The organism is Streptomyces sp. NBC_00536 (assembly GCF_036346295.1).
Lineage (GTDB): Bacteria > Actinomycetota > Actinomycetes > Streptomycetales > Streptomycetaceae > Streptomyces.
This window is the reverse complement of sequence record NZ_CP107819.1, coordinates 5,038,769-5,061,995: the sequence shown is the minus strand read 5'-3', so window position 1 is coordinate 5,061,995 and position 23,227 is coordinate 5,038,769. Positions and strand designations below refer to the sequence as shown.

General features: G+C 72.2%; 24 protein-coding genes. 3 read left to right on the top strand and 21 right to left on the bottom strand.

Features of this window, described 5'->3' with window-relative positions:
* Positions 1–77: 77 nt before the first annotated feature.
* The 18 genes from OHS33_RS22475 to OHS33_RS22390 form a co-directional block, all read right to left on the bottom strand.
* On the bottom strand, positions 78–848 hold the full coding sequence (locus tag OHS33_RS22475; protein WP_330332194.1) for a 4'-phosphopantetheinyl transferase family protein: 771 nt from the start codon (positions 846–848) through the stop codon (positions 78–80).
* Positions 845–1,246, bottom strand: coding sequence for an acyl carrier protein (locus OHS33_RS22470; protein ID WP_330332193.1), 402 nt, complete (start codon positions 1,244–1,246; stop codon positions 845–847). The genes OHS33_RS22475 and OHS33_RS22470 overlap by 4 nt, the downstream gene beginning before the upstream one ends.
* On the bottom strand, positions 1,243–3,600 hold the full coding sequence (locus tag OHS33_RS22465; protein ID WP_330332192.1) for a xanthine dehydrogenase family protein molybdopterin-binding subunit: 2,358 nt from the start codon (positions 3,598–3,600) through the stop codon (positions 1,243–1,245). The genes OHS33_RS22470 and OHS33_RS22465 overlap by 4 nt, the downstream gene beginning before the upstream one ends.
* Positions 3,597–4,106, bottom strand: a complete 510-nt coding sequence (locus OHS33_RS22460) for a (2Fe-2S)-binding protein (protein ID WP_330332191.1) — start codon at positions 4,104–4,106, stop codon at positions 3,597–3,599. Before OHS33_RS22460 ends, OHS33_RS22465 begins: the two co-directional genes overlap by 4 nt.
* A 32-nt stretch (positions 4,107–4,138) precedes the next feature.
* Positions 4,139–5,038, bottom strand: a complete 900-nt coding sequence (locus OHS33_RS22455; protein ID WP_330332190.1) for an FAD binding domain-containing protein — start codon at positions 5,036–5,038, stop codon at positions 4,139–4,141.
* Entirely contained in the window at positions 5,035–5,481 is a 447-nt protein-coding gene (locus tag OHS33_RS22450; protein WP_330332189.1) for an ester cyclase, read from the bottom strand. Before OHS33_RS22450 ends, OHS33_RS22455 begins: the two co-directional genes overlap by 4 nt.
* Position 5,482: 1 nt before the next feature.
* A complete protein-coding gene (locus tag OHS33_RS22445; protein WP_330332188.1) occupies positions 5,483–6,976 on the bottom strand; it encodes an MFS transporter in 1,494 nt (497 codons plus the stop codon).
* Positions 6,973–7,716: an AAA family ATPase gene (locus tag OHS33_RS22440; protein WP_330332187.1), complete on the bottom strand. Its 744-nt coding sequence runs from the start codon at positions 7,714–7,716 to the stop codon at positions 6,973–6,975. Before OHS33_RS22440 ends, OHS33_RS22445 begins: the two co-directional genes overlap by 4 nt.
* Positions 7,717–8,056: 340 nt before the next feature.
* Positions 8,057–9,160, bottom strand: a complete 1,104-nt coding sequence (locus OHS33_RS22435) for an AvrD family protein (RefSeq protein ID WP_330332186.1) — start codon at positions 9,158–9,160, stop codon at positions 8,057–8,059.
* 1 nt (position 9,161) lies between these two features.
* Positions 9,162–9,446, bottom strand: coding sequence for an acyl carrier protein (locus OHS33_RS22430; RefSeq protein ID WP_330332185.1), 285 nt, complete (start codon positions 9,444–9,446; stop codon positions 9,162–9,164).
* Complete coding sequence (locus OHS33_RS22425; RefSeq protein ID WP_330332184.1) at positions 9,440–10,252, bottom strand: SDR family NAD(P)-dependent oxidoreductase; 813 nt, start codon at positions 10,250–10,252, stop codon at positions 9,440–9,442. The genes OHS33_RS22430 and OHS33_RS22425 overlap by 7 nt, the downstream gene beginning before the upstream one ends.
* Positions 10,249–11,598, bottom strand: coding sequence for a class I adenylate-forming enzyme family protein (locus OHS33_RS22420; protein ID WP_330332183.1), 1,350 nt, complete (start codon positions 11,596–11,598; stop codon positions 10,249–10,251). Before OHS33_RS22420 ends, OHS33_RS22425 begins: the two co-directional genes overlap by 4 nt.
* Positions 11,595–12,347: an HAD family hydrolase gene (locus OHS33_RS22415; protein ID WP_330332182.1), complete on the bottom strand. Its 753-nt coding sequence runs from the start codon at positions 12,345–12,347 to the stop codon at positions 11,595–11,597. Before OHS33_RS22415 ends, OHS33_RS22420 begins: the two co-directional genes overlap by 4 nt.
* 177 nt (positions 12,348–12,524) lie before the next feature.
* Positions 12,525–14,012: an MFS transporter gene (locus OHS33_RS22410; protein WP_330332181.1), complete on the bottom strand. Its 1,488-nt coding sequence runs from the start codon at positions 14,010–14,012 to the stop codon at positions 12,525–12,527.
* A 37-nt stretch (positions 14,013–14,049) separates the two neighbouring features.
* Positions 14,050–14,844: an ATP/GTP-binding protein gene (locus OHS33_RS22405; RefSeq protein ID WP_330332180.1), complete on the bottom strand. Its 795-nt coding sequence runs from the start codon at positions 14,842–14,844 to the stop codon at positions 14,050–14,052.
* A gap of 69 nt (positions 14,845–14,913) precedes the next feature.
* Positions 14,914–15,558 (bottom strand): AAA family ATPase, encoded by a 645-nt coding sequence (locus OHS33_RS22400; RefSeq protein WP_330332179.1) that lies wholly within the window; start codon positions 15,556–15,558, stop codon positions 14,914–14,916.
* Between the two features lie 179 nt (positions 15,559–15,737).
* Positions 15,738–16,595: an MBL fold metallo-hydrolase gene (locus tag OHS33_RS22395; RefSeq protein WP_330332178.1), complete on the bottom strand. Its 858-nt coding sequence runs from the start codon at positions 16,593–16,595 to the stop codon at positions 15,738–15,740.
* Between the two features lie 26 nt (positions 16,596–16,621).
* Positions 16,622–17,503: a helix-turn-helix domain-containing protein gene (locus OHS33_RS22390; RefSeq protein ID WP_330332177.1), complete on the bottom strand. Its 882-nt coding sequence runs from the start codon at positions 17,501–17,503 to the stop codon at positions 16,622–16,624.
* 163 nt (positions 17,504–17,666) lie between these two features.
* On the opposite strand from OHS33_RS22390, the gene OHS33_RS22385 reads away from it, so the two are divergent.
* Positions 17,667–18,365, top strand: a complete 699-nt coding sequence (locus tag OHS33_RS22385) for a TetR/AcrR family transcriptional regulator (RefSeq protein WP_330332176.1) — start codon at positions 17,667–17,669, stop codon at positions 18,363–18,365.
* A gap of 76 nt (positions 18,366–18,441) precedes the next feature.
* Here the strand turns inward: OHS33_RS22385 and OHS33_RS22380 are convergent, their stop codons facing one another.
* The gene (locus OHS33_RS22380) at positions 18,442–19,083 is read right to left on the bottom strand and encodes a ScbR family autoregulator-binding transcription factor (RefSeq protein ID WP_330332175.1); all 642 of its coding nucleotides are present in this window, start codon (positions 19,081–19,083) and stop codon (positions 18,442–18,444) included.
* Positions 19,084–19,441: 358 nt separating this feature from the next.
* Here OHS33_RS22380 and OHS33_RS22375 point away from each other — a divergent pair, with 358 nt between their 5' ends.
* The gene (locus OHS33_RS22375) at positions 19,442–20,485 is read left to right on the top strand and encodes a ScbA/BarX family gamma-butyrolactone biosynthesis protein (protein ID WP_330332174.1); all 1,044 of its coding nucleotides are present in this window, start codon (positions 19,442–19,444) and stop codon (positions 20,483–20,485) included.
* A gap of 96 nt (positions 20,486–20,581) precedes the next feature.
* Positions 20,582–21,559 (top strand): sigma-70 family RNA polymerase sigma factor, encoded by a 978-nt coding sequence (locus OHS33_RS22370; RefSeq protein WP_330332173.1) that lies wholly within the window; start codon positions 20,582–20,584, stop codon positions 21,557–21,559.
* Here the strand turns inward: OHS33_RS22370 and OHS33_RS22365 are convergent.
* A complete protein-coding gene (locus tag OHS33_RS22365) occupies positions 21,473–21,847 on the bottom strand; it encodes a hypothetical protein (RefSeq protein WP_330332172.1) in 375 nt (124 codons plus the stop codon). The genes OHS33_RS22370 and OHS33_RS22365 overlap by 87 nt on opposite strands.
* A gap of 62 nt (positions 21,848–21,909) precedes the next feature.
* Complete coding sequence (locus tag OHS33_RS22360) at positions 21,910–23,187, bottom strand: thymidine phosphorylase (protein WP_330332171.1); 1,278 nt, start codon at positions 23,185–23,187, stop codon at positions 21,910–21,912.
* Positions 23,188–23,227 lie beyond the last annotated feature (40 nt).

Genomic DNA, 23,227 nt, shown 5'->3' with positions numbered 1-23,227 from the left:
GTTCCGCGAGAAGCCCCCGGCCGGGGTGGGTTCCCGGTCGGGGGCTTCTTTTGCGGGGGCCCGTGGGCGGGGCCGGGTCAGGCGGCCAGCTCCGCCAGGACCGAGTCGCGGTTCGCGAGGTTGGCGCGGGTGCCGGTGAACAGGCTCTCGATCGGGAGCCAGCGCAGGGTCACCGGGCCCGCCGGGGCGCCGTCGTAGCCGATCGCGGCCGCCGCCGTGTGGCGGGGGCCCGCCGGGACGTCGACCACGGACCAGCCCTTCGGGTGGCGTTCGCTCTCCCACCCCAGGTAGTCCAGGGACAGGTCCCGGCCGAGGCCGGTGCCCAGTCCCTTGAGGTAGGCCTCCTTGCGGGTCCACAGCCGTCCGAAGGCCGAGGTGCCGGCGCATTCGGGGACCTCCGCCAGTTCGGCGCGCTCGTCCGCGTGCAACGCGGCGGTGCACACCCGGGCGGTCTCGGCCGTCGGTACCTTCTCGACGTCGACGCCGATCGGTACCGATGCCACTCCGATCAGCACGATCCCGCTGCTGTGCGAGAGGGAGAAGTGCAGGTCGGAGGTGGGTTGCAGGAGGATGGGGCGGCCGTGCTGCTGGTCGCAGCACGGGCAGGGGCCGCGGCCGAACTCCAGCGACCCGGCCGGTTCCCCCACGTAGGTGGCGAGGACGCGGCGCAGCGCGATGTGCGCCGCCGCGTACAGGTAGCCGCCCGACTGGCGGCGGCAGGCGCGGGCCCGCTGGAGTTCGTTCTCGTCCAGTTCGGTCATCTCCAGCACGCCGGTGATGTCGTCCGGCTTCGGCTGCCGCAGCAGCCAGACATCAGCGCCGGCCGGCGGCGCCAGCTTCGCGGTCATCCGCCGGACCCGAGCAGCGCGACGACCATCGCGGCCAGCGCGTGCGTGTCCTTGGCCATGAGCAGCTCCGTCAGTTCGGGTGCGACGCCGAGGGCGGACCGCAGCCGGTACTGGAGTTCCAGCCCCAGCATCGAGCCGATGCCCACGCTGACCAGCGTCCGCTCGGTGTCCAGCGCGGCCGGGGTGACGCCCACGGAGCGGGCGACCTCCCGGCGCACGTAGTCGGTGACCAGTTCCATGCGTTCGGCGTCCGTCGCGGATGCGAGCGTGGCCGCCGAGGGTGCGGTCACGTCCGCGGAGACAGGGCCGTCGGAGACCGGGGCGGCCGGGGCCTGGCCCGGTGCGTCCCAGTCGGGTTCGGTATTGAGCCAGTCGAGAACCGCTTGGTTCACTGTCACAGCTCCTCCTTAGGGTTGTGGTGCGTCGTGTGGTGCAGGGACATCAGGGAGCGCACCCTCGCGGGGTGCAGCGGGAGGGCGCCGACGTCGCCGGGCAGTCCCAGGGCGTCCCGTACGGCGCCCGCGACGACGGCCCCGCTGCCCGCGGTGCCGCCCTCGCCGGCTCCGCGCAGGCCCAGTGGGTTGCCGGGGGCCGGGGCGTCCTCGTAGACCTCGACCTGGAATTCGGGGAGGTCCGCGGCGCGCGGCCACAGGTAGTCGTCGAGGGTCAGGGACAGCGGGCGGCCGCGCGCGTCGTAGCGGAACTCCTCGGACAGGGCGCCGCCGATGCCCTGGACGGCGCCGCCGATGAGCTGGCCGCGGACCGCCTCGGGGTGGACGGCGCGCCCGATCTCGTAGGTCATGGCGTACCGCAGCAGCCGCACCACGCCGGTGCCGGGGTCGACTTCCGCCTGCGCGAAGTGGGCGCCGTAGGGGTACGTCATCCCGTCCGCGGCGTACGTCGCCCGGCCCATCAGGCCGACCTCCTCGCCGGTGCGGATCCAGCGCGGGGTGAACGAGGCTGCCGCGATCGCCGCCCAACCCAACTCCCCCACAGCGGAGTTGGAACCCAGGCCGCCCGGGATCAGGTGCACGGATTCCGGCGGGACCTCCAGGAGCCCCGCGGCCACCCGCACCGCCTTCTCGCGGACCGCGACCGCGGCCCGGCGCACGGCTTCGCCGCCGACGACGGTGGAGCGGCTGCCGAAGGTGCCGCCGCCGTCGGGGAGGACGTCGGTGTCGGAGAGCACGACCCGCACCGAGGCGACGGGTACGGCGAGTTCGTCGGCGGCGATCTGGGCCATGACGGTCTCGATGCCCTGGCCGACGTTCGCGCCGCCCATCGCGACCCGGACCGCGCCGGTGACGCCGATGTCGACGACCGCGCTGTCGTAGCCGAGCCCGGCCTTCTCCAGGATCACCGCGCAGCCGGTGCCGACGAGCCGGCCGGCGGCGCGGGCGGCCCGCGCCTCCTCGCGCCAGCGTGCGTAGCCGACCGACGCGAGCGCCTTGTCGAAGTGCTCCAGGTGGTCCTTGCCGTCGAGGACCATGGGCGAGCCGAAGACCTGCATCGGCCGCCGGTGCGGGAGTTCGGTTCCGGTGAGCAGGTGGCGCCGCCGCAACTCAACGGGATCCAGGCCCAGTTGAGTGGCGGCGAGATCGAGGGCGTGCTCGCGCACGAAGTTGTGCTGGAAGCGGCCGGGCGCCCGGTAGGTGCCGATCGGGGTCTTGTTGGTGGTGACGATGTGCACGCGCGAGCTGCACGCGGGGATCCGGTAGGCCCCCGAGATCATCGACGCGGTGAGCGCCGCGACGACCGCCCCGTGCGTACGGATGTACGCGCCGTTGTCCAGCCAGGCCTCGTCCCGCAGCCCCAGCAGCAGCCCGTCCGCGTCGAAGGCCAGCTCGATCCGGTGTTCCTGCTCGCGGGCGTGGTTGGCGGCGCTCATGTGCTCGGCCCGGTCCTCGGACCACTTCACCGGGCGTCCGGTGCGCAGGCACAGGAAGGGGACGAGGAAGTCCTCGGGATAGAACTCGCCGCGGATGCCGAAGCTGCCGCCCGCGTCCGTCTCCCGCATGTGGATGCGGTGTTCGGGGATCGCGAGCAGGGAGGCGAGCACCCGCCGGTTGATGTGCGGGATCTTCGCCGCGCCCCAGATCGTGATCCGCCCGCCGGGACCGCCGGGGTCGTGCGGGTCCTCGATGTCGGCGGTCAGGCCGCGCGGCTCCAGCGGGGTGCCGCTGTGCCGGCCGGTGCGCAGGTCGGCGCTGACCACGTGGGCGGCCGCGGCGAAGGCCGCGTCCACGTCCCCGTAGGAGAAGTCGACGGTGCCCACGCGCGGCGCGGGCGCCCCGGGCAGGGATACGGTCCCGGGCCCGGCCGCGGCCGTACGGGCGTCCAGCGCCGGGGTCAGCTCTTCCAGGTCGAGCTCCACCAGCTCGGCGGCGTCCTCCGCGAGGTAGGGGTCCTCGGCGAGGACGACGGCCACCGGCTCCCCCGCGTACCGGACGTACCCGGTGGCCAGCGGGGGCTGGAGGTAGTCGGTGAAGTCGATCCCGGGGTGCGGCTGGCGGACCGGGATCCGCAGGCCCGGGGGCAGGTCGTCGGCGGTGAGGACGAGCGCCACCCCGGGCAGGGCGGCGGCCCGCGCGGTGTCCACGCCGAGGATCCGGGCGTGCGCGAGGGGGGAGCGTACGACGCGCAGCCACAGCTGGCCGGGGCGCGCCACGTCGTCGTGGAAGCGGCCGCGCCCGCGCAGCAGCCGGTCGTCCTCCAGCCGGGGTACGGACCGCCCGACGACCCCGGTGCTCACGCTTCCTCCTCGGCGCGAGCGGAAGCGCAGGCGGCCGCGGCGGCGCACACGGCGTCCACGACCGGCTGGTAGCCGGTGCAGCGGCACAGGTTCGCGGAGACGCAGGCCCGCACGGCGGTGCGGTCCGGGTCGGGCTCGCGGCGCAGCAGGGCGGTCGCGAGCATCAGGAAGCCGGGGGTGCAGAACCCGCACTGGAGGGCGAAGTGGTCCCGGAACACCGTTTGCAGCGGTCCGAGTTCACCGTCCGCCGGGGCCAGGGACTCGACGGTCTCGACGGAGCCGCCGTCGGCCTGCACGGCGAGCATCGCGCAGGCCCGTACCGGTTCGTCGTCCAGCAGCACCGTGCAGGAACCGCACACGCCGGTCTCGCAGCCGACCGTGGTGCCGGTGAGCCGCAGGTCGCGGCGCAGCACGTCGGCCAGGCTGCGCCGCGCCTCGACGTCCAGGGCGCGCCGCTCACCGTTGACGGTCAGCCGCACGGGGACGGCGGAGGTCGCGGGGGTCACGGAAGCAGAAGCGGGGGCGGACGCAGGGGCGGTCATACCGGCACCAGCTCCAGTCTGTCGCGGCGCAGCGGCGCCAGGACGGCGGCCCGGGCGGCGGACTCGGCGAGCGCCCGACGGGCCAGTACGGCCGCCAGGGTGCCCAGGTCACCGGTGGCCCCGGTGATCCGTACGGCCTTGGCGGCGGCCACCGCGAAGCTCTCCTGGCCGGGGCGGGCCCCGATCAGCAGGGCTTCGGCGGCCGGGATCCGCATCGGGCGTTCCAGCGGTCCCGCCAGCGCGAGGCGGGCGGAACCGATCCGCCCGTCGGCGTCCAGGACCAGCGCCGCGGCGGCGGCCACTTCCGGGATCCGGCCGGGCTGGACGGCGTACTCCACCAGCGCGGCGGCGGGCTCGGCCCGCGGGAAGCGCACCTCGACCAGGATCTCCCCCGGCCGCAGGGCCGTGCGGTGGCGCCCGCGCAGGAAGGCGTCGGCGCCCACCACCCGCGTGCCGCCCGGCCCCAGCAGGGTCAGTTCGGCGCCCAGCAGGACCGCGAGCAGGCACCACTCGGCGCCGGGGTCGGCGTGCGCGAGGCTCCCGCCGACCGTGCCGCGCACCCGCACCGGGAGCTGTCCGACCAGCGCGGCCGCCTCGGGGAGCACCGGCAGCCGCCGGTTCAGCCCGGGGTCGGTGCTGCGCTCGACGGTGGCGTGCGGGGTGAGGGCGCCGATCCGGACCCCGCGCGGGCCGGTCTGGATGCCGGTGAGCGCGGGGACCTTGCCTAGGTCGACGATCAGGTCGGGGCGCAGGGCGCGCCGGTTGAGCAGCGGGACCAGGGACTGGCCGCCCGCGAGGACCCGGGCGTCGCGCCCGGCCTCGTGCGCCGCGGCCAGGGCCCACACGGCCTCGGCCGCGCTGGCGGGACGGACGTAGTCGAACGGCGCCGGCTTCACGGCCGGTCCTGCGGGGGCACGTCCAGCTGGGTGTGTCCGTACTTGCGCATCAGGTCGGCGAGGTCGAAGTGCGCCGACCGCTCGATGATCTTGTCCCCGCGGAACCGGTCGATGCCCAGCGCCCCGAAGGTGGCCTTGCGGCCGCTGGGCGGCAGGCCGCGGAAGGCGCCGAGCTGGGTGGCGGTGCACTCCACCCGGGAGATGACCGTGTCCCCCTCCGCCCACTGCTCGACGACGGTGTCCACCATGTCGGGGAAGGAGGTCCGGAAGGCCCGCACCCAGGTGCGCACCCCCTCGGGGCCGTGCAGGCCGAACTGCGGCCAGCTGAAGTCCTCGTGGAAGAGGTCGTCGGCGAGGTGCAGCTCGCCGTGCGTGATGATCCGCTCGAAGAGCTGCGCGGCCTTCGCCTTGCGCTCCTCTGCCGTCAGGGCCGTCCCCGGCATGTCACACCTTCCCCAGAATCTTGTTCGGGTTCTTCTCTTGCGCGCCCTCGGCCTTGTCCTTGGCCTTGTCCTTGGCCTCGTCCTCCGGCCGGGGCAGCGCCCGGCTCGCGGCGGCCGCGACCAGCACCAGGACCAGTCCGATCCCGGCGACCCAGCGCAGTGCGATCGCGTACGCGCTGGGGCCCTCCCCGGAGCCGAGCACCGAGAAGAAGACGGAGCCGAGCAGGGCCACTCCGGCCGCGCTGGCGAACTGCTGGGCCGTGGTGAGCACTCCGGCGGCGGATCCGGCCTGGCCGGGGCCGACTCCGGTGAGCACCGCGCCGGTCAGGGCGGGTACCGCGAGCCCGTTGCCGAGGCCGATCAGGACCATCGGCAGCAGCAGCCGCAGGGCGCTGATCCGGTCGGCGGCCCAGGTGAGTTCACCGAGCAGGACGACCAGGCCCGCGGCGGCGACCAGCGTCCCGCTGAGGACCGTACGGGCGGCCCGCGCGGGCGGGATCCGGCGCGCCGCCATGGAGGCCCCGGCGAAGGCGAGGCCGAGCGGGGCGAAGGAGAACCCGGCGGCCAGCGGGCTCAGCCCGAGGCCGGACTGGAGGACCAGCGTCAGGGCGAACATGAAGCTGAAGAACGCCCCGAAGACCGCCCCGCTGACCACCAGACCGCGGTGGAAGGAGCGGATCCGGAAGAGCGAGAGGTCCAGCAGCGGCCGCCCGCCCCGGCGGGCCAGCCTGCGCTCCCACCCCAGGGTCCCGGCGAGCACGGGCACCGCGGCGGCCAGGCACAGCCAGGTCCACAGCGGCCAGCCCTTGGCCCCGCCGAGCATCATCGGTACGAGCGCCAGCGCGAGCCCGGCCGGGATGCCGATGGCCCCGACGGGGTCGAGCCCGCCGCGCGCCCCGGCTCCGGCGGCCCGCTTGGGCACCAGGCGGCGGGCCAGCAGGAAGGTCAGCAGCCCGGCGGGCACGTTGACCAGGAAGATCGCCCGCCAGCCGAGCCCGGAGGAACCGGCCTGGAGCAGCATCCCGCCGAGCACCTGCCCGGCGACCGCGCCGACCCCGACGGTGAAGCCGAACCAGGCCAGCGCGCGCGGCCGTTCGGCGGGGCTGAACACCCCGGTGATCAGGGCGAGCACCTGAGGCACCATGGCCGCGCCGGTCACGCCCTGGAGCAGCCGGGCGGTGACGAGCTGGCCGGGACTCTGGGCGATCCCGCAGAGCAGCGAGGCGAGGGTGAAGGCGAGCGCCCCGCCGAGGAACATCACGCGGGAGCCGAAGAGGTCACCGAGCCGGCCGCCGGTGATCAGACCGCTGGCGTAGGTGAAGGCGTAGCCCGCGACGATGAGTTCGAGGGCGACCGGGCCCGCGCCCAGCTGCCGCTGGAGGGTGGGGGCGGCGACGTTGACGACGTAGAGGTCGAACTGGGCCATGAAGAGCGCGGCCAGGACGACGGGCAGCATCAGCCAGCGGCGCGCGTAGGGGGTGGTCTCGGTGGTCATTTGGTGGTCCCTCCGGCGGCCGCGGCGACGAGGGAGGCGGCGCTCTGCGCGCGCTCGCCCTCCAGCCGCCAGTCGATGGACTCGTACGCGCGGGCCGCCAGTTCGATCGCCTCGTCGGCGGACCGTACGACGGGCAGCCCGAACAGGTCGGCGATCTTCTCCAGCCGCTCCGGGCGGGTGCCCTCGACGACGTGGTAGGTCACGTCGAGGTCCACCAGGGCCTGGAGCAGCATGTCGTCGCAGAACGCGCGGAACTCGGGGTGCATCCGGCGGTGCCCGCCGGGCTTGACCGCCCCGGCCGTGGCCCGCAGGTGCACGAAGCCCTCGTAGGTCTCCTTCACGTGCTGGCGCATCGCGTGGCCGAGCTGGTCGACGGCCTCGGCGAAGAACCCCATGGCCGCGGTGGCCGGCGCGGTGGCGGCGGGCGCGGCGGGATCCATCCCGAAGCGGACGCGGGCCGCCGCGTAGATCCACTCCTGGAGCGAGGAACCGTCGGACACGAATCCGGCGCCCCGCGCCCCGAGGCGCGCCTCGTTCTGCACCCGGCCGACGTGCCGGCGCACGGCGAGCTGGAGGTACTCGGCGGGCGTCACCTCGGCGAGCGCCTTGCCGGGCACGGCGTCGGGCAGTATCTCCCGGATGGGCCGGGCGGGGGCGAAGGCAAGACCGGTGTAGGAGGCGAGGGCGGTGGCCGTGGAGGTCTTCCCCGCGGAATAGGTACCGGACACGGACAGCCGCATCGGTGTCTCCTTAGTGGTGTTTCGGTTCATTGGCCCGCCGAGCGGGGCCGGATCTCCGGCGAGTTCCAGCCCCGCCGACGGGGTGAGGTGCGCCACCTCCAGCCCCGCCGGCGGGGGTGAGGGGCGCCAATCCCAGCCCCGCCGGCGTTTGAGGCGCCCCCGGAGGGTCCACCGGGCCGCAGGGCCCCACCGGACGGGCGGGCTACGGACTGGGGCCTTGGGGCCGAGTGCGGCCCTAGTGCCCTCCGGGGGCGCCTCAAACGCCGGCGAGGCTGAGTTGGGGCCCGGGGCCGGGGCGGCCGACCGGCCGAGGGGACCGGTCAGCAGGCCCGGAGCCCGGTCAGGTGGCCGAGGCCGCTGCCTCCGGCGGGAGTTCGTGTGCGAACGAGGCCCGCACGCCGACTCCGCCGAGGCCCGCCTCGATGTCCACGCTGCGCCAGACCCCGCCCCGCAGCGGCAGCACCCGCTTGGCGGTCAGCCGCGCGGACGCGGTCTGCGCCTCGTCCCCGCGGGTCGGCAACGGCAGGGCCGTGTCCGCCGCGGTGAGCACGGTCTGCATCATCCACAGGGTGTTGCTGGACGCCCGGTTGACCTGGTCCAGTTCGTACATCAGCACCTGGACCAGCTGGAGGTTGACCACGAAGGCGTCCACGAGCGACACCGACGGTTCGGTGGCCGCGTCGACGCCCAGCGCCCCGGGCCCGCCGGAGCCCTCGGCCGGGCCGGGGACGAAGTGCACCCCGGCCGTGGCCGACAGCTCCTCCATGTCGACGACCACGTCACGGATGACGTGGCGCCGGCGCTTGAAGCCGTCGCCGTAGAAGCGGCGCACGCCCTCGCCGAGGCCCTCGTCCAGGCTGTTGAAGACGCCCTCGTCCTCGGCCCGTACGCCCTCGTCGTGCTCGATCTCGCAGCGCACCCGCAACTCGCCGACCGCGCCGTCGTGGACGGACAGCCGCCGCCCCGGCACCCCGGGGACGTCGTCGGTGCGGACCAGACGGGAGGAGGCGGGGATCCGCAGGAGGTCCTCCTGCGGCGCTCCGCCCGCCCGCAGGACCACCTTGCGCAGCCGCATGGTGCCGCGGGCTTCGCCGGTCAGTCCGTAGGCGTGGACCAGGTGCAGCTCGGCGAGCTGGACGCCCAGGACCAGCGCGTCCACCGTGCTGAGGTGGGGGCGCAGGTCCGTACCGTTCTTCTTGCGGGACCAGTCGGCCGGGTAGCTGACGTCCACGGTGGCCCGGATGCCCGGCCGTTCGATGGTGACCGGGGTGGAGACGAGGTCGCGGACCAGGTACTCGGCCCGCTGGTAGCCGCGGGAGAAGAAGCGGCCCTCGCCGGGCCCGAGATAGTCGTCGACCGACTTCAGGAACAGCTTCTGCGGAGTTTCGACCGGGGTCTCGACCGGGGTTTCGACCGGGGTCTCGGTCTGTGTTGCGGCGGACACGTCACGCACCCGCCGTCGCACCGGCCGAGGCCGCACGCTCAAGGGCCGCCTCGTACGCGCCGACCAGCTCGCGCAGCGTCCGTATCTCCGTGATGGACAGGTCCGCGGCGAACGGGTCGACGCCCAGCTCGGTCTCCAGCTGGATCAGCAGCTGGGCGAGCATCAGCGAGTTCACCCCGGACTTGAGCAGCTCGTCGTCCAGCGATACCTCTTCCTCCTCCGAGCTGAGGACCACGGACTGGATCTCGCGCTCGATGATCTGCTGGATGTTCTGCTCGTTCAGCATGTGATTCCTCCGTCGATGACCAATGACTGACCGGTGATGAAACGTGCCTGTGAAGAGGCGAGGTAGAGGACCGCGTCGGCGATCTCCTCCGCGCTGCCGAGCCGGCCCAGCGGAGTCCGGTGCTGGATCTTTTCCCGGTTCCGCTCGGTGACGTCCGAGGTCAGCTCGCTGTCGAAGAACCCGGGGGTCACGGTGTTGACCCTGATGCCCACGGGCCCCAGTTCCCGGGCGAGTGCCCGGCCGAACCCCTCCAGGCCCGCCTTGGCCGCCGCGTAGACGGCGACTCCGCGGTAGCCGCGGATGGCGTTGATGGAGGAGATGTTCACGATGGATCCGCCGCCGCGCATCATCAGCCGGGCGCACGCCTGGGTCAGGTGCACGGGGGCGGTCAGGTTCGCGGCGAGCAGGTCCTCGATCCGCTGGGGGGCGATGGTGAGGAACAGCTCCTGGTGGAGCACCCCCGCGTTGTTGACGAGGAGGTCGACCCGGCCGAAGCGGTCGCGCACCGCCTTGGTGAACTGCCGGATCTCCGCGGCCTCGTGGAGGTCCACCGACTGCCAGAGGAAGGTCTCGGGCAGGGCCGCGGCCGTCTCCTCGGTGAACTCGTTGGGCTTGCGGCTGAAGGTGGCGACCCGCCATCCCGCGGCGAGCAGCCGCTCGGCGAGCACCCGGCCCAGGCCCCGGCTGCCGCCGCTGACGACGGCGACCCGCCCCTCCCCCGGCTCGTCGGCGCCGCCCCCGCGCGCGGCGTCGATGTGCTGCGCGGCCTCGGCAACCTGCGCGGCCTCCGCGTGCTCGGTGCTCACACGGCGCTCCGGATCTTCTTGAACCGGTCGGAGTGCGTGTCCGCCGTGGTCACCTCGACCACCACCGGCACCTTGAAGGCCTCCAGGCGCTGCGCGCAGTACTCGCGGATGCGCCGGGCGGTCGCCCGCTCGTCGTCGACCGGCGCGGTGAGCCGGACGACGGCCTTGACGACCTGGCCGGTGACGTGGCTGGGGCGGCCGGAGACGACGGCGTCGGCGACGTACTCCAGCTCCAGCAGCACGTTCTCGACCTCGCTGGGGTAGACCTTCTCCCCCGCGACGTTGATGAGTTCGGACTTGCGGCCCAGGATCCGGACGTAGTCGCCGTCCGTCTCCACCGCGTCCTGGGTGTTGAAGAAGCCGTCGTCGTCGAAGGGCGCCGGCGCGTTGAGGTAGCCGAGCATCGCCATGTCGGAGCGGATCCACAGGATCCCGTCCTCGATGCGGTACGAGAACCCCTCGCCGCCGAGCTTGACCCACAGGCTGCCGTCGTCGCGGGACTTGGTGGGCATGATGCCCAGCTCGGACAGGCCGTAGGTCTGCTTGAGCCGGGTCTGCGGCAGGGCCTGGCCGAGCCGGGTCAGGGTGCCTTCCGGCATCGGCTCGGTGCCGTAGCTGACCAGCTGGAGCGAGGAGAGGTCGTGCCGCTCGTACGCCCGGGAGATCAGCAGCATGTTGAGGAAGGTCGGGGTGGTCGGCAGGATCTGGATGGCATTGGATTCGATGGCCGCGCAGACCTTGTCGGGGGTCCGCTCGTCGATGGTGACGAGCGCGCCGCCCTGACTGAGGGTGTGCAGGAGGGTGTTGATGCCGCCGATGTGGTCCAGGTTGAGGAAACCGAGGGTCCGCCGGGGGCGGGTCGGGGGGCCGTACTTGGACAGGACCTTGGAGAAGTCGAGGACGCTGGCCTTGCTGCGGCCGGTGGTGCCGGAGCTGAAGAGGACCAGTCCGGGGACCCCGTCCGTGCGGAGCTGGTCGTACAGCTCGTGCTCGGAGTTGCGCCCGGTGATCTCGATGCTGCGGCGCCACTGCTGGGAGTCGATCGAGATGACCGTCTCCACCTCGGCGACCTCGTGGAACTCGGCGCGCTTGGCGGGCGGCAGCGGGGTCATCGGGACGATGATCGCGCCGCGCTCGATCAGGGCGAGCAGGCCCGCACAGGCCTCGACGCTGCTGACTCCTTCGAGGGCGACGACCTGGCCGGCGTGGACGCCGCCCCGGTCGAGGAATCTCTCCCACTCGCCGGTCAGCCTGGCCAGCTGCGCGTAGCTGTAACTCACACCGTTGAAGACGATGGCATCGGCCTCACCGAAGCTCCGCATCCGGTCGAAGAACCATGACGTCATACGCTTTCCACCTCTTTCACCTCGTCGTGAGCGGCCGTGTGCTGGGCCGTGTGCCACATCGGCAGGTCGAGCGCCGGGGGGACCGGCGCGGCGGGCAGCAGGGACCACCCGTGGATACGTGCGTGGGTGCGCAGGACCTTGTCGCCTCCGACGACCACCGCGGACCCGGCGGCCCTGAGCATCGGCAGGTCGGACACGTGGTCTCCGTACGCGATGCACTCGGCCGGTGTCGTGCGGTGGCGGGCGGCGACGGCCCGGACCACCTCGGCCTTGGCCTCGGCGAGCATCGGGGGCCGGGTGAGCCGGCCCGTGTACCGGCCCCAGGCGATGTCGGGCTCGGTGCACCAGACCTCGTCGGCGCCGAGGTGCTCGGCTATCGGGTCGAGGACGGCGGGGAAGGAGCCGGAGACGAGGACGATCCGGGTGCCGTCGTCCTGGTGGCGGCGCAGGGCGGCGACACCGTGTTCGTGGAAGAAGGAGCCGGAGCGCAGTTCGTCGCGGAACCAGTCCTCGGCGTGGAAGGAGACCTCGGTGGCGAAGGCGCCTTCGAGGTTGGCGAAGTAGGCGCGGTTGGTGACCGTACGGGGGCAGCCGACCTGGTTCATCGCCTTGAGTTCGCGGCGGCGGCTGGTGTACTCGTGGGGCGGGTTGCCCAGCGCGGCGAGGTAGTGGCGCAGGAAGCGGAACATGCTCGGGGCGGTCGTGAGAGTGCCGTCCACGTCGAAGAATGCGGTGCGGTAGCCGTTCACTGCGTCTCTCCACTTCCGGCCGGGATGGTGCGGTGCGTGGGGCCTCGGTGCCTGTCCTTCGGTGCGGTGCGGGTGCCTGTGGTGCGGGTGGTGCTTGCGAGCGGCCCCCTCCCCCACGGGGGAAGTTGGGAGGAAGGGGCCGCGCGCGGGGCGCCGGACGCAGCGGGGGTGGGTGCGTCAGACGCGCTCGGTGACGGGGGCCGTCACCGTGATCGGGTCGGCCGCGGCGGCCGGTTCGGCCGGTGCGGCTGCTGCCTCGGCCACCTGGGTGGCGGAGGGCTTCTTGAGGGCGAGCGTGGCCAGGAAGGTCAGCGCGATGCCCGCGGCGGTGGCCCAGGTCGCGGTGAGGATCCCGTCGGTGAGCTTCGCCGGGTCGGTGGCCCCGTCGCCGCCCGCGGCGGAGGCCGCGATGGCGATGAGGACCGCGAGGCCGACGGCGCCGCCGATCTGCTGGCCGGTGGTGGCGATGCCCGAGCCGATGCCCTGGTCCTCGTTCGCGACGCCGGTGGTGGAGGCGGCGAACATGGCGGTGAAGATGACGCCCTGGCCGAGGGAGAGGACGACCAGCGGTGCGGCGATGACCGCGTACGAGCTGTCCTGGGTCAGCGTCAGGGCGAGGGCGACGGTACCCACGAGGCCGACCGTGAGGGCGATCAGCAGGGTCTTGCGGGCGCCGTAGGAGTTCATCAGCTTCCCGGCGGCCACGGTTCCGATCAGGACGCAGCCGGAGGGGAGCAGGAAGGCGAAGCCGGTGGCCCAGGCGCTGTAGCCCTGGACGACCTGCCAGTACTGGGTGAGGAAGTAGGCGTAGGCACCGAAGGTCGCCATGAAGAGGAAGGTGATCGTGGTGCCGACGGACACGTTGCGGTTGGAGAAGAGCCGCAGCGGCATCATCGGGGCGCGGGTCTTGGACTCGATGGTGAGGAAGATGGCGAACATGACCACCGCGGCGATCAGGCTGCCGACGGTGGTGGCCGAACCCCAGCCCGCCTCGGGGCCGTTGACCAGGGTGAACACCAGCAGCGTGGAGGCCACGGTGCCGGTGACGGCGCCGGGGAGGTCGAAGCCGGTGGCGTTGGCCTTCGCGGTGGTGGGCAGGGCGGTGAGGCCGTAGGCCATGGCCGCGCCGGCGCACAGCACGTTGACCCACATGACGGCCTGCCAGCCGAGGGCGTCGGTCAGGATGCCGCCGAGGATGGCGCCGAGCACCATGCCGAAGCCGCCGGCGCCGCCCCAGACCGCGAGGGCCCGGTTGCGCTCGGTGCCCTCGGCGAAGAGGGTCGTGACCAGGGAGAGGGTGGCGGGTGCGAGGAACGCGCCGCCGAGCCCCTGGACCACACGGGCCGCGACCAGCAGCCACGAGTCGGTGGCGAGGCCACCGGCGATCGAGGAGGCCGCGTAGAGGAAGAGGCCGAAGAGGAACATGTTCTTGCGGCCGAACAGGTCGGTGGCGCGTCCGCCGAGGAGCAGGAAGCCGCCGAAGGCGACCGAGTAGGCAGAGATCACCCACTGCAGGTTCTGGGCGGAGAATCCGAGGTCGCTGCCGATGTCGGGCAGGGCCACGAACATGATGTTGTAGTCGATCGCGATGATCATCTGGGCGAAGGCCAACAGGCCGAGGATCGCTCCGAGACGACGCGGCTTGGCCTGCACGCTGGTGGGCACGCCATTTCCTTCCGGTCGGACGGTCAGGACGGGTGGATCAGTAACGGAAGGCGTACGCGAGCCTCTTGCCGAAGGACTTCTTCCGCATGGCTTCCATGTACGCGAGGTTGCTCTGGAGGTCCGAGATGTCGGCCGCCACGCGGCGCTCCGCCTCCTCGATCGCCTCCTTGATCGGGACCACGATCGGCAGCTCGAAGATCTCGACGATCTTCTCGATGCGCTGCGGGATCGGGCCGCCGACGATGCGGTACGGGATCTTGATCTCGTCCAGCGCGCCGATGAGCAGGTCATCGGAGAGCCGGCGGAACTCCTCGGAGACCGGACGGTGTCCGTCGCGGTCCATGTCGAACTCGACGGGCAGGTGGACATAGGCGTCGTAGGACCGCTTGGCGCGGTCCTTCTGTATGTCCCCGAGGGTGTCCGTGTACTTCTGGTAGAAGCCCTTCGACACCACGCCGAGCGACTTCTTGACGGCCTGGAACCACCACGGCATGCCGGGGTTGATGCCGACCCGCATGCGGGCCTCGAAGTACACCCACTCGTGGAAGACGCCACCGTCGGAGATGAACGCGCCGTCGCCGGCCTCGTTGACGAGGCGCTCCTCGTAACGGCGCAGGCCCAGCTTGACCAGCTCCATGGCGTTGAGCTCCATCACCGTCTTGCCGGGGACGAGGTCGACGAGCAGCTCACGGGAGGTCTTGGCGTGCGTCCGCGGGATGCCGGTCGCGATGGCGAGGGCTTCCGTGGTGGTCGACTTTCCGGACGAGTAGGTGCCGGATATCGCCAGTTTGAGATCGGGCTTGTCGCCCCATTTGGGAACCTCGAGCTGCATTTTCGGTGACCTTTCTCTGGTGGCGCCTGGGGTGAGGGGAACTACTTTCCGGGGGGGGGAGTTTCTTGACTACTTCTGGACGGCCGCGAGCGCCTTGTCGATGTCGACGACGGTCGGCAGACCGCTGAGGTCGATGATCTGCTGCAGCCGCTCGGCGGGGGTTCCGGTGATCGTGTGGACGGGAATTCCGGTGTCCGCGAGGGCGGGCAGCAAGACCTCGTCCGACAAGGTGCGGAAGATGTCGTTGATGGGCCGGTTGTTCTCGTCCAGCGGGAATTCGATCGGCAGGTGGTAGAACACGTCGTACGCGCTCTTCGCGTGCCGTACCGCGAGCTTGCCGATGTTGTCCGCGACGTCCTCGTAAGCCGCCGTGACCTCGCTGCGGTAGCGGCTGTCGACCGACTGCTCGGTGCCCGGGTTCGGGCCCAGGACCAGGCGGAGCTTGGCGAACACCCACTCGTGGATGATCGATCCGTCGCTGATGAAGCCGGCCGGGTGGGCCGCCTCGTTCAGGGTGCGCTCGGCGTAGCGCTTCACGGTGAGCTGGAGCAGCTCACCCTCGGTCCAGTTCCAGATGTGCTTTCCCTCCCCACCGATCGGCTCCCGCATCGCGGTGCCCTGGGTGTAGGGAAGTCCGGTCACTTCGGAGAGGGCCTCGGAAAGGAGGGTCTTTCCAGATCCGTAGGCGCCGACAATGGCGATTCTCTGGCTCATGCAGAAATCATTTCAGCAGCCCGGGCGGTTTCCCAGCCTCTCTTGCTGCTATGAGCACGACACCTGTTGCCAGCACCAATAGGCGGGGCAAGCGGAAGAGCCGGCTGGCACGCACAGAAAGCCCCGGCTCCATGAATTCTGAAGCCGGGACGGAAGATCTGCAAGTGCCGCGACGTTTTTCAGGAAAATTCTGCCAAAGGTTCCCAGCAGGGCGTGCCGGAATTCTCGCCGAGCCGCCCGAAGACGACGTCGGAGAAGTGGTTGGCGAAGGCGGTGGTGCCCGGGACGGCCAGCTCGGCGAGCAGCGCGTGGCGGGAGGCGACCCCTTCCGCGGGCAGCGAGTCCATCGCGACCCGCCAGTCGGGGCGGGCGAACTGGGCGGGGGTGTGGAAGACGTCGCCGAAGGCGATGAGCCGCTGCTCGCCCGAGGTGAGCACGTAGGAGGTGTGCCCGGCGGTGTGGCCGGGGGTGAGCCGGGCGGTGACCCCGGGGAAGATCTCCTCCCCGTCCTGGACGGTCCGCACCCGGGGTGAACCGGCCGTGGGCTGCGCCCAGTTGGCCCATTCGGCGGCGGAGGCCGCGAAGGCCGCGTTGCCGAAGGGGGAGGCGAGGCCCTGGCCGGGGCGGAAGGCCCAGCCGAAGTGGTCGTCGTGCAGGTGGCTGAAGGCGATCAGCTCGATGGCGGCGGGGTCCACGCCGACGGCTTCGAGGGCCGCGGGGAGCTGCCCGCCGACCAGGCGGCCGAGGGTGGGGTGGGTGTGCGCGGCGGGGATGTCGTGGGGGCCGAAGCCCGCGTCGACGAGCATCGCGCGGTCGCCGCGGCGAATGAGGAGGGCGCCGATGGAGGCGGCCAGGAAGCCCTGGGCGTCGAGGAGTTCGGCGTTCTCGCCGGTCCAGTCGGCGGCCGTGGTCTCGGGGAGCCAGCGCCGGGGGTCGAGCTGCACGTACCCGTCGGGCAGCCAGGTGACGGTGTGCTCACCGAAGCGCAGGGTGCGCGGCGCGGTGGCCGGCGTGTTCCACCGGGTGGCGGTCGTCATGGCGGATCGGTCCTCTTCTCGGATTCTCAGACGATGACGCCGCGCCCGCCCAGGGGGCGGGTCAGGGCGTCGGACCGCCCGGAGGCGGCCCATTGCTCGGTTAACTCGGCGGTTCCGTACTGCGGGCTGAGCAGGATCAGCTGGAGCCCGGCCCGGCCGTTGACGCACAGCGAGACCTTGGTGAACTCCAGCTCGCCCAGGTCGGGATGGCGCAGCCGCTGGGCTCCCTCGGCCCGGTCGGCGACCCGGTGGCGCGCCCAGAGGGCGGCGAACACCGGGCTGTGTTCGGTGAGTTCGCGCACCAGCGCGCCGAGTCTCGCGTCGGCGAGCAGCTCGCCGCCTTGGGCGCGGAAGGCGGCGACGGCCGCGGCGGCTTCCTGGTCCCACTGCGGGAAGCGTTCGCGGGCGGCGGGGTCGAGGAAGAGGGTGCGCAGGTAGTTGGAGTGGTCGCCGCCGAGACCGAGCAGGCGGGTGGCGGTGGCGTTGGCCGCGGTGACGTCCCAGCAGTGGTCCAGGACGTAGGCGGGGCTGGGGAGGAAACCGTCGACGACCTGGAGCAGCAGCGGCAGGTCGTCGTCGGCGCAGCGCTGGGGGCGGCCGACGGCCGCGTATCCGGCCAGCCGCATGGCGTAGAGGCGCTGGGCCTCGTCGAGCCGGAGCACCCGTGCGATGGCGCCGAGGATCTCCGGGGAGACGTTCTTGGCGCGGCCCTGTTCGATCCAGGCGTACCAGGAGGCTCCGATGCCGGCGAGCATCGCGACCTCCTCGCGGCGCAGTCCTGGTACCCGGCGGGCCGATCCGCCGGGGAGTCCGACCTGCTGGGGGGTGACCTCGGCCCGGCGCTCGGCCAGGAAGTTCCCCAGTTCGGCGAGTTTCGGGTCCACGAGCCGCGGTGCGTTACGAGTCATCGTGCGTCTCCTCCTCGTCCTCACTCCCCGGTAAGCGTAGAGAACGCTCGCTCTTTTTTCTACACCATAGAGAGTACTCGCTTTGTTTTTCTGGGATGCTACCTACGCAGGCACGGCCGGGGGGCCGGAACGACGCCGACCACCGACCACCAAGGGGCGAGCCATGACGACACACCACGAACGTGCGGGCACGAAGCAGGAGAGGGCGGGCCGGACCCGCAACCTCCTCATCGAGGCGGCAGGGGAGGAATTCGCCCGCAGGGGGTACGCGGGCACCTCGCTCACCCGGATCAGCAGGTCGGCGATGGCCACCATCGGCGCCCTGACCTTCCACTTCCCGGCGAAGAACGACCTGGCGGAGGCGGTGTGCGAACGCGGTCACGATCTGACCGCCGACGCGGTCGACGAGGCCGCGGGGTCCACCGGACCGGGCGGCTCCGCCCTGGAGGCGCTCACCGAGGTGACACAGACGCTGGCGCGGCTGCTGGAGAAGCAGCCGGTCGTCCGCGCCGCGGCCCGGCTCTCGCGCGAGCTGCCGGTGACCGCCGACTGGTACGACGCGTGGACCCCGGCCGTGCGCTCCCTGCTGACCCGGGCCTACCGCGGCGGCGAGCTGGAACAGCGGGCGGGCGCGGACCCCGAAATCGTCGGGGTGCTCGTCGCCTGCCTCGTCTCCAACCTGGAGGTGTCCGTACAGCGGCAGTACGAGTCCGCCTCGGGCAGCGGCTGGAGCGTGCGGGGCCGGCTGGCCGAAGTGTGGGAGGTCCTGTGGTCCGGAATCTCCCGCACTTCCGTTTCCTCCGGATCTGACAGCAGGGCCGCGGGCCCCCCGTCACCCGGCAAGGACCCCTCGGTGGCCTGAAAACACCCCTCACTGAACGGGTCCCGTACCGGTCCCGGCCGCGTGAAGCGGCCGGCCCCGTGGAGCGCGGGCGCGCTCAGACCTTGGCCACGCCCTGCCCGCCCGCACGCGCGGCACCCGTCAGGTCGAGCCCGGCGATCACCGCGGGCGCCGCGATGGACGGGAGCAGGTAGCTCCAGAGGGCGCTGATGCGCCCTATGAGGTTCTCCCTGCCGGTGGTGATGTTGGACATCAGCTGGGTGCCGGTGTAGGCGCCGACGAGGATCTCGGCGAAGTCCTCGACGTCCACCCCGGGCAGCAACTCGCCGCGCTCGCGGGCCGCTTCGAGCTGCGCGCGGAAGAGATCGATCCACAGCCGGTACGGGGCGGCGTCCCGCATCCCGAACTCGCCCTGCTCCACCGCGAGCCGCACACCGGCCCGGAACAGCACATTGGTGCGCATCTGGTGGGCCACTTCGAGGTTGATGTAGATCAGCCGCTGCAGGCCGTCCTCACCATCCGTGAAGGACAGGTCGGTCGCCTGCTCGGCCATCACCGCCTTCGCGATCTCCTCCTTGGAGGCGAAGTGGAAGTACATCGCGCCCATGGTGGTGTCCGCCGTGCGCACGATCTTGTTCATGCTCGCGCCGGAGAAACCGTGTTCGTCGAACACTTCGGCGGCAGCCCGGAGGATCTTCTCTCGGGTCCGGATGGCTCGGGCTTGCCTGGCCTGCGACACGATCACTCCACTTGCGCCTGGGTCGGATGATGCGAGCACCCCTTGCAAAAAAACGAACGCCCTCTATGTTATGCCAGCGGGCCGGGGGGCCGGGTGGGACCTTGCTCTCGATGAACGCATCCTCCGGCAGCCAGTTCAAGCCACTCTCGACTTTCCACCCGTTCCCGCTCGACAAACAAAACGAGCACTCTCTAGTTTAATTCGAGCTGGCCACCCCGGGACATCGTCCGAAGGGGGACCAGGCCAGCCTGCTCCGGTACCGCCACGCACTTGCCCCGCACCTGCCCCGCATCCGCGACGCATCGGCACCACGCCTGCTCCACACCGGTTCCTGCACGGCCATCTCAGGGGGATACACATGGAGTTCGAGTACGCCCGCTACCAGTCCGGCGCCATCCCGCAGCTCCCCTTCGGCGGACCGGCCGAACCGCCGGCCACCGTCACCACCACCGTCCCCCGCGAGTACGTCCACAAGGCGGCCCTGGCCGAGGTCCTGCTGACCGGCTGGCACAGAGACGACCAGGACTCCTTCACCATCACCGCCCAATGGCCGCGCGCCCACAGCTTCTACCGGTCCCAGAACGGCCTGCACGACCCGCTCCTGTTCGCCGAGACCGTCCGGCAGATCTTCCCGCTGCTCTCCCACGCCGCGTACACCGTCCCCTTCGGGCACCACCTGATCTGGGAGTACTTCCGCTACGCGATAGCCCCCGGCGCCGCCGCCCTGCAGGCCCGGCTGCGGCCCGCCGAGGTCACCCTGTACGTCAACTGCCACGACGTCGTCCAGCGCCGCGGCAAGCTCGGCGCGCTCTCCCTGCACGTGGAGGCCCGCCGCGACGGCGTCTGGCTCGGCAGCGCCCAGACCCGCTTCAGCAGCCACGCGCCCGCCATCTACCGCAGGCTGCGCGCCGGTTACGCCGACGTGGACACCGCGCTGGCCGGGTCCGTCCCGGTGCCGCTGCCCGTCTCGCCGAAGCTGGTGGGCCACGAACTGCGCGAGAACGTCGTCCTCGCCGCCACCACCTCCCCGCACCGCTGGCAGCTGCGCGTGGACACCGATCACCCCGTGCTCTTCGACCACCCCGTCGACCACGTCCCCGGCGCGCTCATGCTGGAGGCCGCCCGCCAGGCCGCCCACATCGTCGCCGGGCCCGCCCGGGCCATGGCCGCGGCGATGGACACCCGCTTCACGCGGTTCGCCGAACTCGACGCCCCGTGCTGGGTCGAAGCGGAACCGGAACAGGGCACCGGGCGGGTCCGGGTCACCATCCACCAGGAGGGCGAGGAGCTGTTCACGGCGCGTGTCAGCACCACCCCGCTGCCCGCCCGCAACCCCCTCGCGGGCCCCGCGGTGACCCACTCCCCGCTCCACCCCGCCATCCGGCCCGCGGTCTCGGCATAACCCCGTGACCGGGACTCCGTCAGGTCCCGGGCTGCCGTTGTCGGACCCCTCGGGTAGCTTCCCAAGTATCGGGATCTACCAGGGGGTTCGACGATCATGAGTGACCTCGCCACCAAGCCGGATCTGGACTCGGCGATGGACCGCCACCGCACCGAGCTGACCGGCTACTGCTACCGGATGCTCGGCTCGGCCTTCGACGCCGAGGACGCGGTGCAGGACACGTACATCCGCGCCTGGCGCAGCTACGACCGGTTCGAGGGCCGCTCCTCGCTGCGGTCGTGGCTGTACCGCATCGCCACCAACGTCTGCCTGGACCTGCTCGCCGCGGGCAAGAAGCGGGCCCGCCCGATGGACCTCACGGCCCCGCAGCACCAGGCCTCCGCCGTCCTGAGCGAGCGCCCCGAGGTGACCTGGCTGGAGCCGGTGCCGGACGGGCGGGTGATCCCGCAGACCGCCGACCCGGCCGAGCTGGCCCTGGCCAAGGAGTCCGTCCGGCTCGCCTTCGTCGCGGCCCTCCAGCACCTGCCCGCCAAGCAGCGCGCGGTGCTGATCCTGCGCGAGGTGCTGGCCTGGAAGGCGGACGAGGTCGCCACCCTGCTGGACACCACCGTGGCCTCGGTCAACAGCGCCCTGCAGCGGGCCCGGGCCACCCTCGCCGGCACCCGGATCCGCCCGAGCGACCCGGCCGACCCGCTGGACGCCGGCCAGGCCGAGCTGCTGGAGCGCTACCTCGCCGCCTTCGAGGCGTACGACATCGCCCGGCTGACCACCCTGCTGCACGAGGACGCGGTCCTGTCGATGCCGCCGTTCGACCTGTGGCTCCAGGGCCACGAGGACATCGCCGCCTGGCACCTGAACCAGGGCATCGGCTGCCGCGGCTCGCGGCTGATCCCCACGACGGCCAACGGCATGCCCGCCTTCGGCCAGTACCGCCCCGCGGAGTCGGGTCCGGGTCACACCCCGTGGGCCCTTCAGGTCCTGGAGATCTCAGAGGGCCGGATCGTCGGTCTCAACGCCTTCCTCGACACCGAGCGCTGGTTCCCCCTCTTCGGACTCCCCGAGCGGCTCGGCTAGCCCGGGCGGCCCGACCGCCCCCGCCAGCCCGACCGCCTCCGTCAGCCCGGTCAGCCGGAGCAGGCCCAGCAGGCCCGCTCCGGCCCCCGTGACGGTCAGGGCGGCCCCGCCCTGCCCCGCCGCCAGCGCGAGCCGTGCGAGGGCCTCCACGGCCGCCAGGCCGGGCGCGGTGACGGCGCTGACGTCCCACACCACCCCCGCCCCGGCGCGCAGCCGTACGAGGGCCTCCTCCGTCTCCCCGGCCGTCATCCCGGGCCCGGCCACCACAAACCGTTTCGTCTCCACCACTGAATGACCCCCGCCCCCGCCGGAACTCATCGGCGGGGGCGGGGGTCACGGTGCGGGGCGCGTTACGCGATGCGGTCCAGCACGATCGGGGTCGCCGTGAAGGACGTACCGGCCGGGGCGATGTCGAAGGAGCCGTCGAGCGCCGCGATCGCGTACTCGAACTTCTCCGGGGTGTCCGTGTGCAGCGTCATCAGGGGCTGGCCCGCCACGACGGCGTCCCCCGGCTTCGCGTGCAGCTCGATGCCCGCGCCCGCCTGCACCGGGTCCTCCTTGCGGGCGCGGCCCGCGCCCAGGCGCCAGGCGCCCACGCCGACCGCGTAGGCGTCCATGCGGGTCAGCACGCCCGAGGCCGGGGCGTTGATCACGTGGTGCTCGCGGGCGACCGGGAGGGCCGCGTCCGGGTCGCCGCCCTGCGCGGCGATCATCCGGCGCCAGACGTCCATGGCCGAACCGTCGGCCAGCGCCTTCGCCGGGTCCGCGTCGCGGATGCCCGCGGCGGCCAGCATCTCGCGGGCCAGTGCCAGGGTCAGCTCGACCACGTCGGCCGGGCCGCCGCCGGCGAGCACCTCCACCGACTCGCGGATCTCCAGCGCGTTGCCCGCGGTCAGGCCGAGCGGGGTGGACATGTCGGTGAGCAGCGCGACGGTCTTGACGCCGTGGTCGGTGCCGAGGCCGACCATCGTCGAGGCCAGCTCGCGCGCGTCCTCGATGTTCTTCATGAAGGCGCCGGAGCCGACCTTCACGTCGAGCACGAGCGAGCCCGTGCCCTCGGCGATCTTCTTGGACATGATCGAGGACGCGATCAGCGGGATGGCCTCGACGGTGCCCGTGACGTCGCGCAGCGCGTACAGCTTCTTGTCCGCCGGGGCCAGCCCGTCGCCCGCCGCGCAGATGACCGCGCCGGTGGTGTCCAGTACGTGCAGCATCTCCTCGTTGGAGAGCAGCGCGCGCCAGCCGGGGATGGACTCCAGCTTGTCCAGGGTGCCGCCGGTGTGGCCGAGGCCCCGCCCGGAGAGCTGCGGCACGGCCGCGCCGCAGGCGGCGACGAGCGGGGCCAGCGGCAGGGTGATCTTGTCGCCGACGCCGCCGGTGGAGTGCTTGTCGGCGGTCGGGCGGGAGAGCGAGTCGAAGTTCATGCGCTCGCCGCTCGCGATCATCGCGGCGGTCCAGCGGGCGATCTCGGCCCGGTTCATGCCGTTGAGCAGGATGGCCATCGCCAGGGCCGACATCTGCTCGTCGGCGACGACACCGCGCGTGTACGCGTCGATGACCCAGTCGATCTGCTCGGGGCTCAGCTCGCCGCGGTCACGCTTGGTCCGGATGACGGAGATGACGTCCATGGATGACTTCCTTCTACGCGCATAGAGAGTGGGGAGAAAA